Origin of the sequence: Pseudoalteromonas thalassia (assembly GCF_049257215.1) — a bacterium.
GTDB classification, from domain to species: Bacteria; Pseudomonadota; Gammaproteobacteria; order Enterobacterales; family Alteromonadaceae; genus Pseudoalteromonas; species Pseudoalteromonas lipolytica_C.
Map to the genome: position 1 here is coordinate 140,690 of NZ_JBMMUE010000010.1, position 18,111 is coordinate 158,800.

Annotated in this window: 13 protein-coding genes; 3 read left to right on the forward strand and 10 right to left on the reverse strand. The window is 41.8% G+C overall.

What is annotated here, in order from left to right; translation table 11 throughout:
• The first annotated feature begins 190 nt into the window (after window positions 1-190).
• Window positions 191-1,507: a DASH family cryptochrome gene (locus AAEU31_RS13180; protein WP_421967446.1), complete on the forward strand. Its 1,317-nt coding sequence runs from the start codon at window positions 191-193 to the stop codon at window positions 1,505-1,507.
• 110 nt (window positions 1,508-1,617) lie between these two features.
• The gene (locus AAEU31_RS13185; RefSeq protein WP_421967447.1) at window positions 1,618-3,300 is read left to right on the forward strand and encodes a sensor domain-containing diguanylate cyclase; all 1,683 of its coding nucleotides are present in this window, start codon (window positions 1,618-1,620) and stop codon (window positions 3,298-3,300) included.
• On the opposite strand, the gene AAEU31_RS13190 is transcribed toward AAEU31_RS13185, so the two are convergent.
• The 8 genes from AAEU31_RS13190 to fucP all read right to left on the reverse strand — a co-directional run bounded on the left by AAEU31_RS13190 (window position 3,286) and on the right by fucP (window position 13,215).
• A complete protein-coding gene (locus AAEU31_RS13190; protein WP_421967448.1) occupies window positions 3,286-3,855 on the reverse strand; it encodes a DUF2799 domain-containing protein in 570 nt (189 codons plus the stop codon). The two genes, AAEU31_RS13185 and AAEU31_RS13190, sit on opposite strands and share 15 nt — an antisense overlap.
• Before the next feature lie 128 nt (window positions 3,856-3,983).
• Complete coding sequence (locus AAEU31_RS13195; protein ID WP_421967449.1) at window positions 3,984-5,651, reverse strand: asparagine synthase-related protein; 1,668 nt, start codon at window positions 5,649-5,651, stop codon at window positions 3,984-3,986.
• A 113-nt stretch (window positions 5,652-5,764) separates the two neighbouring features.
• Window positions 5,765-7,648: an acetate--CoA ligase gene (locus tag AAEU31_RS13200; protein ID WP_421967450.1), complete on the reverse strand. Its 1,884-nt coding sequence runs from the start codon at window positions 7,646-7,648 to the stop codon at window positions 5,765-5,767.
• Between the two features lie 406 nt (window positions 7,649-8,054).
• Entirely contained in the window at window positions 8,055-10,235 is a 2,181-nt protein-coding gene (locus AAEU31_RS13205; RefSeq protein ID WP_421967451.1) for a tetratricopeptide repeat protein, read from the reverse strand.
• A 39-nt stretch (window positions 10,236-10,274) separates the two neighbouring features.
• On the reverse strand, window positions 10,275-11,030 hold the full coding sequence (locus tag AAEU31_RS13210) for a substrate-binding periplasmic protein (RefSeq protein ID WP_138556599.1): 756 nt from the start codon (window positions 11,028-11,030) through the stop codon (window positions 10,275-10,277).
• A gap of 84 nt (window positions 11,031-11,114) precedes the next feature.
• The gene (locus AAEU31_RS13215; protein WP_135925735.1) at window positions 11,115-11,495 is read right to left on the reverse strand and encodes a hypothetical protein; all 381 of its coding nucleotides are present in this window, start codon (window positions 11,493-11,495) and stop codon (window positions 11,115-11,117) included.
• Window positions 11,495-11,845 carry a hypothetical protein gene (locus AAEU31_RS13220; RefSeq protein ID WP_421967469.1) on the reverse strand — a complete coding sequence of 117 codons (351 nt, stop codon included), beginning with the start codon at window positions 11,843-11,845 and terminating at the stop codon, window positions 11,495-11,497. The genes AAEU31_RS13215 and AAEU31_RS13220 overlap by 1 nt, the downstream gene beginning before the upstream one ends.
• Window positions 11,846-11,925: 80 nt before the next feature.
• Entirely contained in the window at window positions 11,926-13,215 is a 1,290-nt protein-coding gene (fucP, locus tag AAEU31_RS13225; protein WP_421967452.1) for an L-fucose:H+ symporter permease, read from the reverse strand.
• Between the two features lie 154 nt (window positions 13,216-13,369).
• On the opposite strand from fucP, the gene AAEU31_RS13230 reads away from it, so the two are divergent.
• Window positions 13,370-14,500, forward strand: coding sequence for an ROK family transcriptional regulator (locus tag AAEU31_RS13230; RefSeq protein WP_421967453.1), 1,131 nt, complete (start codon window positions 13,370-13,372; stop codon window positions 14,498-14,500).
• A 33-nt stretch (window positions 14,501-14,533) separates the two neighbouring features.
• On the opposite strand, the gene AAEU31_RS13235 is transcribed toward AAEU31_RS13230, so the two are convergent.
• Window positions 14,534-16,573, reverse strand: coding sequence for a S9 family peptidase (locus tag AAEU31_RS13235; protein ID WP_199526811.1), 2,040 nt, complete (start codon window positions 16,571-16,573; stop codon window positions 14,534-14,536).
• A 142-nt stretch (window positions 16,574-16,715) separates the two neighbouring features.
• Window positions 16,716-17,948: a TMEM143 family protein gene (locus AAEU31_RS13240; RefSeq protein ID WP_421967454.1), complete on the reverse strand. Its 1,233-nt coding sequence runs from the start codon at window positions 17,946-17,948 to the stop codon at window positions 16,716-16,718.
• Between the last annotated feature and the right edge of the window lie 163 nt (window positions 17,949-18,111).

Sequence of the window (18,111 nt, forward strand, 5' to 3'; positions counted from 1 at the left end):
ATCAACCTTTAAATTCTTTACAGTTCTCAGCATAAAATCGCTAACTTAAGAAAAACTTAACTAAAACTTAAACTTGATTGAAGATTGTAAGGTCATGATTAATAAGGGATATTACAATCAACTAAGGCGAAATTAATCGTGAAATAGCTGGCTTACGTATGATTTCTTAAGGTTTCTAATAGAGTAAGTAATGAAAAAGCGTGTTTTATATTGGCTGCAAAATGATTTACGCCTAGTCGACAATGAAATTCTATCTGAGTTAGCTGATTTTGATGGCGAGCTTGATTTAGTGTTTGTGATTGAGCCACGCTGGTTTAGGCAAATTAACTATCAGTCGAAATCGTTTGGTACGCATAAATTCAACTTTTTACGTGAGAGTCTCGCGGCATTTGCACAAACAGTCGAGAAGCTTGGGCAAACACTGCATGTGATCACTGGTGAGCCTGAGCAAGTAATTAGTCAGCGATTGCAAAAATATGAAATTGAAACATTGGTTTGTACTGAGCAGGTTGGTGTTTATGAGCAAAAGCAGCTCAATAAAATCAAAGCATTATGCCCACATGTGACGGTGAAAACCTATCAGCAAGATACCTTGTTCAAGGCAAGTGACTTGCCTTTTCAACTTGATAACCTCCCTAAAAACTTTACTGCTTTTCGTAAAAAGGTAGAAGCTGAGTCAACCTTTATAGCAGCGCCTTTGCCAGCGGTCGGCCTTTTGCCTCACCCAGTTCAGCTATGTCCTGAGCAAGCTGTAGATGATGTTCCTGCTCACTCAGGCAGTTTTAAAGGTGGTTTAATTGCAGCTCAGCAGCATTGCAATGCATACTTTTCGTCTAAAGCTCCAAGCAGTTATAAAGAAACGCGTAACGAGTTAGATGGTTTTAATAACAGTACCAAGTTCAGTGTATGGCTCGCTGGTGGCACAATTAGCGCAAAACAGCTGTACAGAGAGGTTGAAGTATACGAGCTTAAAAACGGGGCGAATGAGTCTAGTTATTGGATAAAGTTCGAATTACTGTGGCGCGAATACTTTAAGTGGCATGCAGTACAGGCTGGTGCAAAACTTTTCCATTTTAAAGGACAAAAGCAAAGCGCGCCTCTGACTACCTTTAATAGTCAGCGCTTTGAGGCGTGGTGCCAAGGCCGCACGCCGTTTGCTTTGGTGAACGCAATAATGCATGAGCTTAATGCGACAGGCTATATTTCTAATCGCTCGCGCCAAATTGCGGCAAGTTGTTTGGTCAACGAACTTGAGCTTGATTGGCGCTACGGTGCGGCTTATTTCGAGCAACAGCTCATTGATTATGATGTAGCAGCTAATTGGGGGAATTGGCAATACATTGCGGGTGTCGGTGTTGACCCCAGAGGAGGGCGGCACTTTCATATTAATAAGCAAACAGCGCTGTATGATCCTTTGGCTCGTTTCATTCGCAAATGGCAAGGTGATGTTACCGTCTCTGAGCTTATTGATGTTGTCGATGCAGCTGATTGGCCAATAGCCACTTAGCTGTTGTAGATCAATATACTTGCCTACTCTGTTAGAGGTTTTATTGTTTGTTAACTAATATAAATATAGAGGCTTGATTGGTGCCATTGGGTTAGCGAGCAAGGAAAACTATGATATTTAGTAAAGGCTATGAGACGGTCAAATCTAAGCTAGGTTTAGATGTGGCTCAATTAATTCTTGATGGCAGTGATGCAGGAATTTGGCTTTGGAATATACAAACCGGCGAAACAATTTTTAATGATAAGTGGGCTAAAATCGTTGGCTTCACCTTAGACGAATTAAAGCCTGTATCGATAGAAACATGGATGAATTTAGCCCACCCAGATGATTTAGAAAATTCAGAAAAGCTTCTTAATGCTCACTTTCGTGGTGAGTCTGAGCGTTATATTTGTGAAGTTCGTATGAAGCATAAAAAAGGGCACTGGGTAAAGGTGCTTGATAAAGGTAAGGTGCAAAGCTGGGATGAAGCAGGTAATCCTGAATGGATGCTAGGGGTTCACATTGATATTACAGAACAATGGCTCAAAGAACGTGAAATAGAGTTTTTGCACGCTAAGCTACAAACCTTTACTGACAATCTTCCCGGGTTTGTTTATCAATTTGTAATTGATGAGCAAGGCCATGCATCATTTCCTTTTGCAACAACTAAGGTGGTTGATATTTATGGGTGTACACCTGAAGAAATAAAACAATCAGCCAGTATCTTAACAGACACAGTTCATCCAGATGATTATGAACGTATTTACAAAAGTGTTGTGCGGTCACGCGTTAGTTTAGACGATTGGCATGAGGTTTTTCGGGTTAATCATCCAACCAAGGGATTAATATGGGTTGAAGGCAAGTCTTCACCTGTAGCACATCAAGATGGAAGTGTTGAGTGGAATGGGTATTTAGAAGATGTTAGCGAAGAAATTAAAAATAACGAGCAAATAAAACTACTTACAGCTGTTTTTTCGACAACCAGTAGAGGCATCATAATCACCACCTCAGAACCTAAAATTGTTGATGTAAACCCTGCTTTCGAACAAATAACGGGATTTAAAAAATCTGAAGTTTTAGGAAAAAACCCTGCCATTTTATCTTCAAGCCGTCATCCTTGTGAGTTTTTCAAATCTATGTGGCAGACATTACTTGCTGATGGCTCTTGGCAAGGAGAAGTGTGGAATAAACGTAAATCAGGCGAGGTATTTCCTGAGTTATTATCGATTGATGCTTTATATGATGACAGCGGCAATGTAAGTCATTACATTGGCGCATTTGATGATATTTCACAAGAGGTGGCAAACAGACAATTATTAAGTGAATTAGTCAATCAAGACCCATTAACTAAATTACTAAACCGACGCGGCTTAGATATTCAATTGAATGCATTTTCAATGCAAGCACCCGTCGAGCATAATTACTTTTCGTTAATCTATATAGACCTCGATAACTTCAAACTTGTTAATGATACTTTTGGCCATGAAAAGGGCGATAATTTACTGTTAGATATCAGTGAGCAACTTTCATTACAGTTAAGAGATAATGATGTGTTGGCGCGTATTGGCGGGGACGAATTTGTTATTCTACTGCCGACCTTAGCAAAACGCTTTGTTTGTCAGGATATTGCCGAGCGTTGTCAAAAAGCGGTTGAAGCAGTTGCCAAGCGTTACGCAACATTGTTACCCGTTAGTGCAAGTTTTGGTATTGCGATGTTTCCAGAGGATGGTAAAAATGCCAAACAGTTGCTCGCCTCAGCTGACGAGCAAATGTATAAAATGAAGCTAAAGAACAAATCGTTACCACTCGGTTGATATTTCGACGCTAGGTAGTTTATTTAAAAGCGGTAGTAAGGCGCGCTCTTTGCGTAAATCTTTGCGTTCGTTTTCTAAATCTTTGCGTTCTCGATAAAGCTCTTTTTGCTGGCCATTATCAAGCTGATTGCTATTAAGCTCTGCGCGAATATCTTTTAAGCGGCGGTCAATGTCGTCAATTCGCTCATCAATGTATATCAGTCTTTGCTGTACTTCGTACCTATCATTACCTTCTTGCCATGCTTTACGAAAAGCAGTGCTGTTACAAACGCCATTGTAAGATGCGCCTTGCATGCCAAGGGTAAAGCCATTTTCGGGCTCACAATACACCGCCAGACCCTGATCGTATCCCACTTTATATTCAGCAATATTGGCACTTACGCCATATTCGCTGCATTGTGATAAGGCATCTATGCCATCACGATACTCAGTGCCATCTGCACCATGCTTATAACCAATACCATGCCAATTGGCTTGTAAACATTCATCTTTACTTACCGAGGTACAGCCTGCTAATACGGTTAAAGAAAGCAGGGCAAGGATCCATTTTCTCATTGAAATTTCAGCTTGAACTATTAATAACTTACTTGATTCTAGCCTGAAATATTATTTTTTAGAAAGTTGTTTTTGTATTTCATAACAATGCCCTCACATGATTAAGTATTATTGCCGATTAGTATCCATCACCACTGACAGAACCGCTGGGCGATGCGAATATTTGGCTGTGCATTTTTTAAATGTACTAAATGCAATATACATAACGCGGTAAAGTGACTGCGTTTTATAAGCTGATGACGGTCAAAGCGCATGATCTCGTACCATAGCTTAAACAGCTCACCAAAACGCATCAGGTTGTTATTGTTAAATTGCCACTGCGACTGGTAGTTTACTTTGATTGGGCAGGGCATATGGCCCGGATAGGCTTGCCATGGTGCAAGCATGGCACGCGGATAACTGGTTTTCAGCCAGCGCTGATAAAAACGGTGCTTACGAACATATTCAACAGAGACTGCTAAAGGATATTGCAGTACTTTCCACGAATAAAACGGATGAAAGAACTCCATTTTAAACTCGCATACTTGCTCGTTTGGAATGCTCAAATGATGGTGCTGATCATTGAGTAGCAAAAACAATTGAAATGCTTTTTCGAGTGGTAATTCAGCCAAGGGTTTAAAACTAAGTTTTAGATTATCAATTAGTTTTTGTTGCAGCATAGATGCATTATGAACCACTGACTTTGGCAAATAAGCGTACTGCTGATCTAAATAAGCTTGAATGAGTTTATCAAGATTGTTTTCTTTTGCCGCAGCGTAAATAGCGTCGCCATAAAACACCGCACCTAAGCCAACACTGCCGCCATTACCAGACCAACTAATTTGTGGTCTTGAAACGGTTTTATATTCATTGTGATGTGCTTTGCGCCAGTATTTGCCAAGGCGCTGCTCAACGGAGAGCTTTTGCGTGTCGCGTACTTGCACTACTTCAAGTTTAAGGGCATTTTGCGAAGCATATTGTTTTGCGCAGTAGAGATCTTGGCTATCTGATTGCGAAAAATTAAACGACTTTAGCTGAACCCCTTGGCGTAATAGCTCGCAGTTAATTAACCGTGAATCTAAGCCGCCCGACAGAGTACTGAGCACTTTTTTATCGGTGTGCATCGCTTTTGTGACAACACTGCGAAAAGCCTGAGTAACGCCTTCAATTGCATCGGTCACCTCTCGGTTTTGTTTGGCAAGGGCGACCCAATCAAAGTAACGTTGTTTTACCACGCCGTGGCTGGCATCAAAACGTAATATTTCGCCTGGGTATGAGCATTTAATGTTTTTATAAGGCGTGTGATCTAAAAGCGGGTAGCCAAGTACCGCAAGCTCTGTGAGTGCTTCGGCATCGCTTTCAAGCTCAATACTTAGCTGTTTAAATATCCCCAAGTTGGTTGAAAACAGTAAGCCTTGCGCCGTTTTTAAGGTGTAAAATGGTTTTAAGCCAAGTGGGTCTGTGGCAAGGACTAAGCTGCCTAATTGGCTATTAAACTGGCAAAAGCTAAATACTCCTTCACATTGCTGCAAGCAGGTGTTGAGCGAGCTTGTATTTGCCATGGCCTTTAAATCATCACTACGAGAGCTACTGAGTAAGGGATGACCAATCAGCGTTGCAATTTGCGACTCAGTTTGCAACCAACTCGCTTGTTGGTATGCATCAAAATCATATTGAAAAATAGCTCCATTATCACAATCAAAGCGCTTAACATCTGCTTTTTTATAGCGATTAAACACATCAGCTATTTGATTAATAAAATGAAATTCTGTTTTGCCTAATTCATTGAATTGAATATAACCTGCGATAACAGCCATGTTAACCACCTTTTCGTTTGCTAACTTACTAGTAAAATTGCAAGCCATAGGCCAAAACGAATAAAGGCCGTAAACAAGGCCTTTGGGTAACATTACAAAATTACAAACGCAGATCAGCGATTGTTAAGTTGTTGGTTTATCTCATCAAATATACTCGCATCATCAATGGTAGATGGAATTTGTAGTTCTTCACCATCGACCAATTGACGTAAGTTCTTTCTGAGTATTTTCCCTGAACGGGTTTTTGGGAGGCGCTCAACATGCAAAATGTTTTTTAAGCAGGCAATGGCGCCAATTTGATTTCTTATCGAGTGAACTAACTGTTGCTCGACTTCTTTGCTATCGCCAAGGTAATCATCTTTGAGCACAATCATTGCCATGGGTAGTTGCCCTTTGAGTGCATCATTAACCCCAAATACTGCGCATTCAGCAACAGCAGGGTGGGCAGCTACAATTTCTTCCATCTCACCGGTTGATAAGCGGTGCCCTGCCACGTTAATCACATCGTCGGTACGACCCATAATAAATAGATAACCATCGTCATCAATATAGCCGCCATCACCAGAGAGATAATAACCCGGGTACTCGCTTAAATAGCCCGCTTGAAAGCGTTCATTGTTTTGCCAAATTGTAGGTAAACAGCCCGGTGGTAAGGGAAGCTTTATAACTACAGCGCCGCTTTCGTTTGCTGCACACTGCTCACCGTTCATATCAAGAATTTGTACATCAAAGCCCGGCGTCGGTACCGTAGAGCTGCCCGGTTTAGTGGCAAGTTGTTCAATACCAATTGGGTTACACGCAATTGCCCAACCTGTTTCTGTTTGCCACCAGTGGTCGAGTACGGGCAAGCCCGTTTTGTCTTTTAGCCACTCATAAGTGGGTGGATCGAGGCGCTCGCCGGCCAAAAATAAACGCTTTAAACTTGAGGTGTCGTATTGTTTAAAGCCCTCAGCGTTAGGGTCTTCTTTTTTAATTGCGCGAAACGCAGTAGGAGCACTGAATAAGGCGCTGACTTTATAATCTTCGACAACACGCCAAAACGCACTGGCATCAGGGGTTCTAATAGGTTTGCCTTCATAAAGTACGGTGGCACAGCGATAAATGAGCGGCGCATATACAATGTAAGAGTGACCAACTACCCAGCCAATATCAGAAGCTGCCCAAAATACCTCACCGGGTTTCATGCCATACACGGTTTCCATGCTGTAATGCATTGCAACTGCGTGCCCCCCGTTTTCTCGAACCACCCCTTTAGGAGTTCCTGTAGTGCCTGATGTGTAAAGAATATAAAGCGGGTCGTCACCTGCAACAGGTACTGCAGCGACTGCACTTGCTGCCTCAGAGGCTGATTGCCAATCGATGTCTCGGCCATCTTGCATCTCGGCGATGGCTTGTTCACGCTGAAACACAATACAGTGTTCAACAGCATGCTTGGCGTTGTCGAGTGCTTCATCAAGCAGTGGCTTATATTCAATTACATGATTGATTTCCACCCCGCAAGACGCAGTAAGCACAAGCTTAGGCTTTGCATCATCAATACGCACCGCGAGTTCGTGCGGTGCAAAACCACCAAATACAACGGAGTGAATGGCACCGAGGCGCGCACACGCCAGCATACCAATAACCGCTTGTGGGATCATTGGCATATAAATGACTACGCGGTCACCTTTGCTTACGCCAAGGGATTGCATGAGTCCTGCAAATTTAGCAACTTGAGTTTGTAACTCGCCATAAGTGTATTGTTGTTTAGTATTGGTAACAGGGGAGTCGTAAATCAGTGCAGTTTGGTCGCCATAGCCTGCCTCGACATGTTGGTCGAGGGCTAGGTAACAAGTGTTTAGCTGACCATCGGCAAACCAATGGTAAAAATCATTATCGTCATATTGATAAGGAGCACTTGGCTCTTTAAACCAAGGAATTCGTTTACTTTGCTCAAGCCAGAACTGACCCGGATCGCGCTGGAACTGTTGATATTGTTGTTGATATTCGCCCGCCATTGTGAGGCTCCTATACTTTTTAGTGAGAGTAATATCCAAGCTACCCTAAGATGCATGTTTCAGCGCTATCACAGGGAATTCAATACAAGGCGTGGCAATGTAGGAATGTGGGTACCTTTCAAATTGTCACAACACAGTAGTGGGTTTCCTGTGAAGCGCCCAAAGGGCAAGGCTAAAACGCATTTATCCAGCGTTATTGATTCTAATAAGGGAACACCATTATTTGCAATCAATGCCTTGTCTAAATGCGTTTTATCTCTTGCTGAATTCTCGCATCTTAGGGTAGCTTGGATATCTAAAATGTAGGTGTTTTTTTGATTAAATAATATGCGACCTTGGTCGGCATTAATTGGGCTAGATGTAGTGAAACCGCCCGGTTTAGGGGCGATTTCAGGGAGTTGTGATGCTAAACGTGTTGTTCACTAATAAGCGGTAAGCAAATGAGGATCTTAACGCCACCTAACTCACTGTGCTCAGCTTTTATAGTGCCTTTGTGTGTTTCAATCAGGCTTTTACAAATCGCCAGTCCAAGGCCTGAGCCCCCCGTTTGACGGCTGCGCGACTTATCAACGCGGTATAAACGTTCGAATATTTCAACTAACTGATTGTCGGTAACGCCGGGTGGGGTATCTTCAATGCTAAAAGAAATGCTCTGCTCTGAGGCTGTCGCTACAAATTTAATTTTGCCGGGTTTATCAGTATAAAAAGTACTGTTCGATAAAAGGTTAGTCAGTACTTGCTTAATTTTATCGATATCCCATGTCACCTTGATATCTGCTGCAAGGTGAATGTTACTGGTAAATTCAAAGCCTTTGCTTTGTACAAAAGCAGCAAATTCTTGTTGCCAAACGGATAATACATCAGCAAGTAAGTAGGGTTTTAAGTTAAGGTACAGGCTATCTGAATCTGCTTGTGCTAGTTGATGGATATCACGGATCAGTATATTGATATCGGTAAGTTTTCGATTAATTGCATCGTAAGAGGCATCAACGTCTTTGGCGATATTGTATTGCAATGCTTCAACTTGCAATTGTAGTGCTGTGAGTGGCGTGCGAATTTCATGAGATACATCGGCTAGTAAGCGGTTCTTTTTATCAACAACTTCTTGTAACAATTGTGCTCGTTCGCTGGCAAGTTTACGCTTTTTAAATGAGCGGTAGCCAAAGCCTGATATCAGTAAAATCACGCAGCTTAAGCCCAATAACCACGCTTTAAATTGCCATTCACTTTCGCTTAGTTGGGCGGCTTGAATTTGCTTATCAGCACTCAATTGATTGATTTCTTGCTGATTTCGCATAAAAGCCACTTGGCTTTGCATTGCGGCCACGGTTAAGTCGTGCTGATTTTTACCGGTATTATCTTCAAGGGTTTGATAGCGACTTTGCGATTCAAATGCTTGTTTGTACAGTTGTAATGCAAGGTAAGAGTCAGTGAGTAGTTTATTTAAGCTGATTTGATCTTCAACATCTTGCAGCTCGTCAGCCTGTTTTAAAGCTTGCTCTGCGGTTTTAATAGCTTTTGAATGATCATCAAGGGCTTGATAGATGCGTGTTTGAGTGATCCCTAAAGAGACTAAGTGTGATCGAAAATTATAGTCAGTAGCGATTGCTAAAGCGCGATCAATATATGCTTGCGCTTCACTAATGTTGCCTTGTTTTAAAGCAATTAACGCCATTAAATTATACGAGCGACATAGCCCTGTGTTTGAAGATGATTGTTGATAATAGCTAATCGACTTCTCAGCGTAATCGGTGGCTGTAGCAAGTTCACCTTGTTTAAGTGCAGCATAGCCAACTTTCATGGCACTATTACCAATATCGACTTTAGAGCCAATTTCTAAATCCAACACGTGAGACATTTTAAAGTGCTTTAACGACTGAGCATTGTCACCCATACGTCGATAAACTTCGCCAATTTCATAAAGCGCATCCGCAATGCCTTTTTTATCATCAAGTTTTTGATGCAAAGAAAATGATAGAGTTAAATTTGCAAGCGCCGCATTGTGATCGCCAATAATGGCTTCAATAATACCTAAGTTTTGTAGCGCAGATGCATACGATTTTTCGTCATCGAACTCGCGTAAAATATTGACTGCTTTTTGTGCTTCGCTTAGAGCAGCTATGTATTTATCTTGCCAGCGTAAAATAGCTGCTAATCGCTCATAAGACTGGGCTATCAGCATAGAATCTTGTATCTGTTTGGCAATGGATAATGCATCTCGGTAGTGCTGCTCTGCTGTTAGAAAGTTACTTTTTCTACCTTGTGCGTAACCCTGAATAAGCATTGCTCGTACCGTTACAGCCTGATTATTTTGTGTTTGTCCGTACTCTAGTAGTTGCTCTGCATAGCTCAGTGCTTGGTCATAATCGCCATTGCTTACATTCATAAACGCCAACGATTCGAGCGCTTCTTGAATGATCTGTGGCTGATTGATGAGGGTTGTATCGTTAGTTAATTGCTCAAATATATCCGTTGCTTGGCTTGGATCACTGTTACGTAGCAATTGTGCTTCGTTTAGTTTTTCTTGAGCCTGTTCAGGAGTTATTGCAAAGGCGCTTAACGATAGGCAGCTAAGGGCGCAAGCCAAAGCTAAGCTTTTGTAAAATAATGGAGTATTTTTCATTTTTTATTTGGGTAAAGGCAACTGCCATTTTTGTAAAATTGCTTGGTATTGACCGCTTTGCTTCAAAGCTTTAACTGCATCAGTTAATTGTATAGCGAGTTGTTTGTCTATATTAAGGTTTGCAGCGAGGTAAAGGCCTGAAGGAAAGTCGTCTAAGTGCAGGCTTTTATGAATGTCACTAGGGTCAACTCCAGATAATGCCAGTTCGTTTTGCAAGGTTAGAGTGTTGGTAAGCACAAAGTCGATGCGCTCTTTTTCAAGCAATTGCCAAAGTTGATGGTAATGACTGACTAGCACCAAGTTTTTATCTTCATTAAATCCCGCTTGCTTCAAATAATGTTCACTTGAATAGCCTCGAATAGTCGCTACACGGTACTGCTGGGCTTGCTTTAAGCTAAATATTTTGTGGCTTTTACTCGATAGATCCACTAAATAAGCATCTGAAAAATAGGTTTGTGCTAACCACTTAAACCGGCTTTCACGAGCTGGATTTTTTAGTAACGAAATCATTAACATGTTTGGATTGTTTTCAAGCTCATAAAAAGCCCGTGCCATTGGCATAATTCTGAATTCGCCGGAGATGTTTGCGCGTGCCAGAGCTGTTTTTACTACTTCAACAAGCGCACCGTCTGCTTCGCCTTGCTGATTTTTAAAATGGTACGGTGGTAAATCTTCGGCAAGAAAGGTCAGTGTTTTCGCAGCCGTCGCACAACTGATGAAACAAAGCAGGGTAGCAATCAGAAATGAGCGGAGCAGCATAAAGACCCTTTATCCTTAAACAAGTTATTAACATATTAATTAATATTAGTGAAAAGGTATAGGTTTTTAGCTGCTGCGTAAGATTTAGTTACTTTTTTTACTGCGAGGAGCACCCAGTAAAATACCTATATGACAAACACATACAGATAAAAATGCGCTTACGCCAAGTGCGCCGCCGTAGCCATGCAAACGTGGCACTAAGTATTCAAACAACATTGCAAATAGTAACGAAGATATGGCTAACGTGAAGATACCAAAGCGCTTTGGTGCGCTCATGCCAATGAAAGTCCCGCCAAAGAAAGCCACGCTGTAGAGCTCCACATCAACAGATAAAAGGCTCAAGACACTAAATGCAATAATGCTGGTAGCCGCTGATGCACGGATACCATCAAAGCGATTATGATGCGCTAAAAAGTACGTTGAGTAGGCTCCTAATAAAGCGGTAATAGCAATAAATAAATCCATTAAAAGACCCCTTTTACCAGCATATAAAGCGCTACACTGGCAAAAGCAACGCTACCAAGACGACCACCAAAACCTGCAAATAGATTCATAGTTAATACGTAAAGGCTGGCACCAATTAAAGAGATAAAACTCAGTTCCCAGTAGCTGTTGATTAAACTTGATGAGCACATGCCAGCAAAGCTGCCAGCGTATATGGCTGCATAAGGGTGATTACCAAAACGAGCAGGAAAAGGAATGAATGTGCCAACTAACCCAGTAACTGCGGCAGATAAAACAAGGGCAACATTAGCTTGGTCATGAAGTAAAAAGCAGGCAAAACAGCCAACAGAAAAGGCCAAAAACTTGACCATGAAAAATGTAATATGTGCCATTAATTGACGATACACCTCGCTTAAGTAGGTAAACGAGGTGCATTATCTCATTGATGCGTTTAGTCCTGCAACTGCGCTTTGGCGGGTATTGCTGCTACTTTGGTATGGTGACCATACAAAGCAACAATTAAAAAGCAAACAAGTGGTACAACAAACGAAACCGCAGTGTTAAAGGCATCTATGGTTGCGGCTTGGATCAGCGGTAAAAATGCGCCTCCTAAAATAGCCATTACTAAGCCTGCTGCACCAACTTTTGCATCTTCACCCAGACCTTCAAGTGCTGTGCCGTAAATGGTTGGAAACATCAAAGATAGACAGCTTGAAATAGCAACAAGTGCGACTACGCCCATTAAATTAACTTGCGTTGCAACAAAAAAACAAAGTACAGCTGCAACTAAAGCCATAAAACGCAGTAATTTAGCGCCGCTTATAAAGCGCATGAGCCATGTCATAATGAAGCGAGATACTAAAAATACCAACATCGAATATTGTAATACTTGGCCACCAGTCACCTCTGTGGTGTTAAGTGCTTCCATGGTGTAGCCAATGGTGTAGGTCCATACACAGGTTTGAGCGCCAACATTAAAAAATTGTGCCAGCACACCAAATCGATAATGCTTGTTTTGATACAAATGTTGAAAGGTCTTTTTAAGTTTGCATGGCTGCGCTGCTACTTTTGTTTCTGTTGCAGGAGAGCGGCTAAAGAAGATACATAGCCATAGCAGGATTAAACAACAGGCCATGCCCACATACGGCACCATCACAGCATCGAGTTCAGCACTAACAACGGCTTTTAATTGTGCCTCATTCATCAAAGCACGGCTTGCACTATCGGCTTGATTTAAGTTTGGTAAGATCAACGTCGCCGCCAAAAACACACCAATATTAGTCCCAACGGGGTTGAAAGCTTGTGCCAGGTTAAGTCTGCGGGTGGCTGTTTGCTCGCATCCTAACTGCATGACATAGGGATTTGCAGAGGTCTCTAAAATAGATAAACCACCTGCAAGTATAAACAAGGCCAATAAAAAGTGGCTATAGAGCATGGTTTGGCTAGCAGGGTAAAACAATAAGGCACCACAGGCGGCCATGGCTAAACCTACTAACAGCCCCGTTTTATAATTAAACCGTCTATTGATCATGGCCGCCGGTAAAGCTAGGCAAAAATAAGCGCCATAATAACTAAACTGCACCAATGCTGATTGCAAGGCACTCATCGAAAATGTTTTGCTAAAAACTTTCACTAATGGGTCTGTCATATTGGCTGCAGTGCCCCAAGCAGCAAAGCAAATTGTAAGCAGAATAAAAGGCCATAGCATTTGGCGCGATACAATAGCGGACTGTGTTTGCATAGTTCACCAGATTAATGTGTTCATATTGTTGTGGCCGACAGTATTCACGACTATAAATAATAAATCAACCTAGTTGATTTATTATTTTGACTGGTAGATAGTACTCCAAACAGGTCTAATAGGCCGCTTATCAGGTTGTATCAAGAAGGATGTTATGAAGAGCAGTTTATCGCGAGCACCAAGAAGCAATAACGAGCGCGCAATTTTAAGTTTAATTAGGCAGCAGCAAAGCATGCCTAAGGCACAAATAGCGAAGGCGTTAGCTTTGTCTGCTCAGGCGGCAACAGTGAATATCAACAAGCTCGAAGAAGATAAGCTATTGCTTCGTGATGCACCTGTTAAAGGCCGAGTAGGGCAGCCAAGTGTGCCATTTAGGCTTAACCCTGATGGCGCGTTTAGTTTTGGTTTAAAAATCGGACGACGACGCTTCGATCTGATACTCGTTGATTTACAAAGCACGCAAAGAGCGTCTGTATCTTTGGAGGTGAATGAGGCATCGGTTGATGAGCTTAAAGTATTTTTAGAAACACATATTCCTCAATTAATCAGTCAATTAGCACCTGAGCTGCGCTCACATGTGTGCGGGCTTGGGGTCGCTATGCCGTTTGATATTTGGCAATGGCAAGCAACTTCAGACTCAGCAAAAAATCCCCTTAGCCAATGGCAAAACTTTGATTTGAAAGGCTACTTAGAAAGTCAGTTTCAGTTACCTGTTTATATTAGTAATGACAATAACGCAGCCTGCTGTGCAGAGTTAAGCCTCGGAAACCCTAATAACTATAGCGATTTTTTATATGTCTATTTAGGGGCTTTTTTAGGTGGCGCTGTGGTGATTAACCATCAGCTTCTCGAAGGCAAAAGTGGTAATGCCGGTGCAATAGGCTCCATGCTAAACGCTGAACGGGAGCAGTTACTTAGCCAATGTTCGTTACTGTCATTGCAAAGCGAGTTTAATAATGCGCAACTTGGCATTTCTGTGTATGAGCTAACAGACAGTCAGTTTGCAGAGCATAAACGGATAGTTCAGCCTTGGCTTGAAAAAGCCGCAGAGGCTATCAATATTGCCATGCATAACAGTTTAAGTTTGTTAGATATGCAAGCTGTGATTATTGATTCGCCGTTACCGAGTATGGCGCTTGAACAGCTCAAGCAGTTATCAATTGCAGCATTTGCACGCTTAGATAGTCGTGGACTACGTAGCTGTGAAGTGAGTTTAGGTGTGTGCGGAGAAAAAGCGCAGTCAATAGGCTCTGCCCAACTTGCGCTTAGTCATCATTATTTTTAAACAGGAGTGAGCAGCTCACTCCTGGTTAATTTATTACTTCTGATATTGTTTGAACCACGCAAGCGTGTATTCAATTTTCGAAATCATACGCGATGGACGACCCGCAATACCATGTGGTGAGCCCGGCACACGAATAAGCACGGTATCTACCTTTTGCAGTTTTAATGCTTGATAGAATTGCTCTGATTCTGAAATTGGCGTACGGCGGTCTTCTTCACCTGTCATGATCAATGATGGCGTGGTTACGTTACCCACTAATGAAAGCGGCGAACGTTTCCAGTAGTGTTCAACATTATCCCATGGCATGCCCGGGAACTGGTTACGAATTTGACCAATGTAGCTGTCGGCAGTCAGTGTTTTACTTAACCAGTTGATCACTGGTTTGGTAATTGCAGCCGCGTTGAAGCGGTTTGTTAAACCTACAGCATAAGCTGTTGCAATACCACCTGCTGAACCACCAGCAATAAATAGGTTATCTTTGTCGATAAACCCTTTCGCTATCATGGCATCAACCGCTGAGTTATGGTCAGCAAAGTCTTCTTCTGAGCTGTATTTACCATCTAGTAATAAGGCAAAGTCTTTACCGTAACTTGTTGAACCACGGTAATTTACATATACAACCACATAACCTTCAGCGGCATAACGTTGTAATTCAGCAGTAAAGCTTGGGCCATAGGCTAGATGTGGACCGCCGTGAATTTCAACCATTAATGGATATTGCTTGCTCTCATCAAAATCAGGTGGCGTGATGTACCAACCTTGAATGGCTTGGCCGTCAAACTGCGACTTAACATTCAGCTCGTGTACTTTACCTAGCTTTTTATGGCCTAATATATCTTCGTTTAATGAAGTAAGCGTTTTAGTTTTACCTTTGTATAGGTAGCCTAAATCAGCTGGGCGATACTCGTTGCCTTTTGTATAAGCAATTGCGCCATTGTTGGCCATGCTAAAACTACCGCTAACATACGGGCGACCAATCGAAGTGCCCGATAGCGTATCAGTTAAATCAGTTACCTTACCGCGGCTGGTTACTTTAGCGAGCTTACGCTTACCAAAATCATCGTATTGAATAACAAAGTCGCCATCGCCTGACCACTTATAATCAGCCACTGAACGGTCTAATTTTTCAGTAATATGCTTGATTGATTTATCATCTAAATCAAGTAATGACAGCGTTGAGTTAATATAAGGCACAGGGGCGTTATCACGAGCAACAAAGGCTAGTTCATCACCGTCTTTAGCATAGTAAGGATTGCTTTCTCGGCCCGGTAAATCTGTTAGCTGTGTAAGCTCACCTGATTTTACGTTAATTTCATATAGGTCTGACTCAGTAGTGCGGTATTCCCAGTCATCATTGCGATCAGCAGAAAAAGCCAGTTTTGTGTTACTTGGATCCCAAGCAAGTGGACCATAGTGCTGATAATCACCCGATGTTAATTGGCGTGGTGTGCCACCCGAAACCGGAATAACAAAAACGTGACGATATGAAGGTTCTAAAAAGCCTGCACCATCAGCTTGATAACGCGCTTTTTCAATTACTTTAACTGGTTTTGACCACTCGGCGCCTTTTGGTTTTTTTGGCAGCTTTACTGATTTAGCGAACGCAGATTTACCTTCCGGAATGCTCATAGTGAAGGCAATTTGCTCTGAGTCATTGGACCAAGTTAAGTTACGTACTGATTTTGGTAGTTGCGTTAATAATGCTTGTTTGTCTTGCGCTAACCAATAAACGTGAAGTTGATTTGAGCCGCTTGAATTGCTGGTAAAAGCAATTTTTTGGCTATCTGGAGACCAAGTTGGTTGGCTGTAGTTATGTTCATCAGAAAACAGCGGCGTGTGTTGACCAGACTTTAAATCGTAAAGCCAAAAGCTACGTTTGTTGCCATCTTTCATGATGTCGTAGCCGCTACGCACATAAACAATTTTTTTACCGTCTGGGCTTATTTGTGGGTCGCCTGCGTATTCAAGTTGAAAAATATCTTCAGAAACAAATTTGTCGTTAGCATATACCTGAGCTGTTGTTGCTGCGCACAGCAAGCTGGCTCCAATAAAAATTGATTTTTTTAATTGCATGGAATGGTCTTTTTTTAGCCGTAAAATTTTATCCTAAAAGCAGACCATGCTGTGCGCAAGCACATTGAGATAAAGTTGCATTTACCCCAGTTGAATTGACTCGAAGTCCATTTGTGCTTCGCTAGTACCTGATTTTAAAGGCTTAGGCAAACTTAAAATAGTCATCCCAACGACTATCTAAGCGTTGTTTGGCATTGGCTAAATCAACCGCCGAATAAAGATCATTGTTTTGATTAACCAGTTCAAGCTTGACGAGTTTGTCTAAAGCATCATCAATTTCAAAGTCGAGCTGGCAATTATGTTGCTCGTTAAACCATTGCTCAATTTGCTTATCTAATTGCTCTGCAGTCATCTCAGATTTGCTCTTTAATAAAAAGGTGTAGGCAAGCAGCGCTTCTTTTACATCTTCTTCTTCAGCTGCATCAACGAGGGTATGAAAAACACCTGCGTTGTTATCGAGATTTTTAAAATACAAGTTGTCGGCCAGTGCTTTCATAAAGCGAATTTTACGATTTTTAAACTTGCTCCACTCTTTAAATATAAAGCTGCCAAACACACCCATGCCGATTGCAAAGGTAATAAAGTGCTGCTGACTCATATGCACTTCTTCGCTGCGCCAACCACCCCAAAAAGCAATCAAGGCAATAAGCAGTAAAATTGACGCGCCTAATTTTGTTACCAGCACCACAGCACCACCAATCAGGGCAGATGAGCCAATAATAAGTTTATCAATCGGGCGCATTTTTACTTCGCTATTCGGAAACAGCATTTCTAAATCGGCTTTGGGGACATTCTGGAATAATTTGACGATGGTTGAATTGGGCTCGAATCCTACCGGCATTTTGCCTTTTTGTAAAAAGTACTGCTCGTCTTTAAAGCGAATGAATATGGCAACGCGGTCATAGTTGGTGAACTGAATTTGTTTTTTGCGCAGTCCCCAAAAACTGCGTAGCGTCTCGGTTTTTTGCGATTCGCCGCGACGATAAAAGACCACTTCTGCAAAGTCGTTAAACTCAACAGCCAAACGGACTTTAAATAAAGACTCTTCTTTAAGTGCATCTTGTAGGTCTTGATCAGTAATGGTTTCAAAATTGGCGGCATTGAGTACCGTGGCAAAATCTTTAGCAAAAGCTGATTGATAGTTGGCACGCTCAGCATCGGTAATAGGTTTCAGCGTGCGAGTGTCGCTATTTGGGTCAAATGGCGCATAGTTGTTTTTTAATGACTCCAGCAACCCGTGATATTGATAATGGGTCACGCTTTGCAAAAGTGTAGCAAACTCCATAAACGAACTTGATTGCGACTCACCTAAATAGGCTTGGCAAAGGTTGATGATGTCGTGTTTACGAAAAGGAATAAAGCGTGCGTTAATCATTATGCTAATATTTATTTAAACAAAATTCGCTCAGATGATAAAAAATTAATCTCGAGAATGCGACTGTTACAAACAAATAGCATGACGTTAGACTTTTTTGCTGGTTAAAAGGGATTGTTTTAGGTTAATTACTCCAGCCAAAATGCTGGTTTTTAAAATTCAC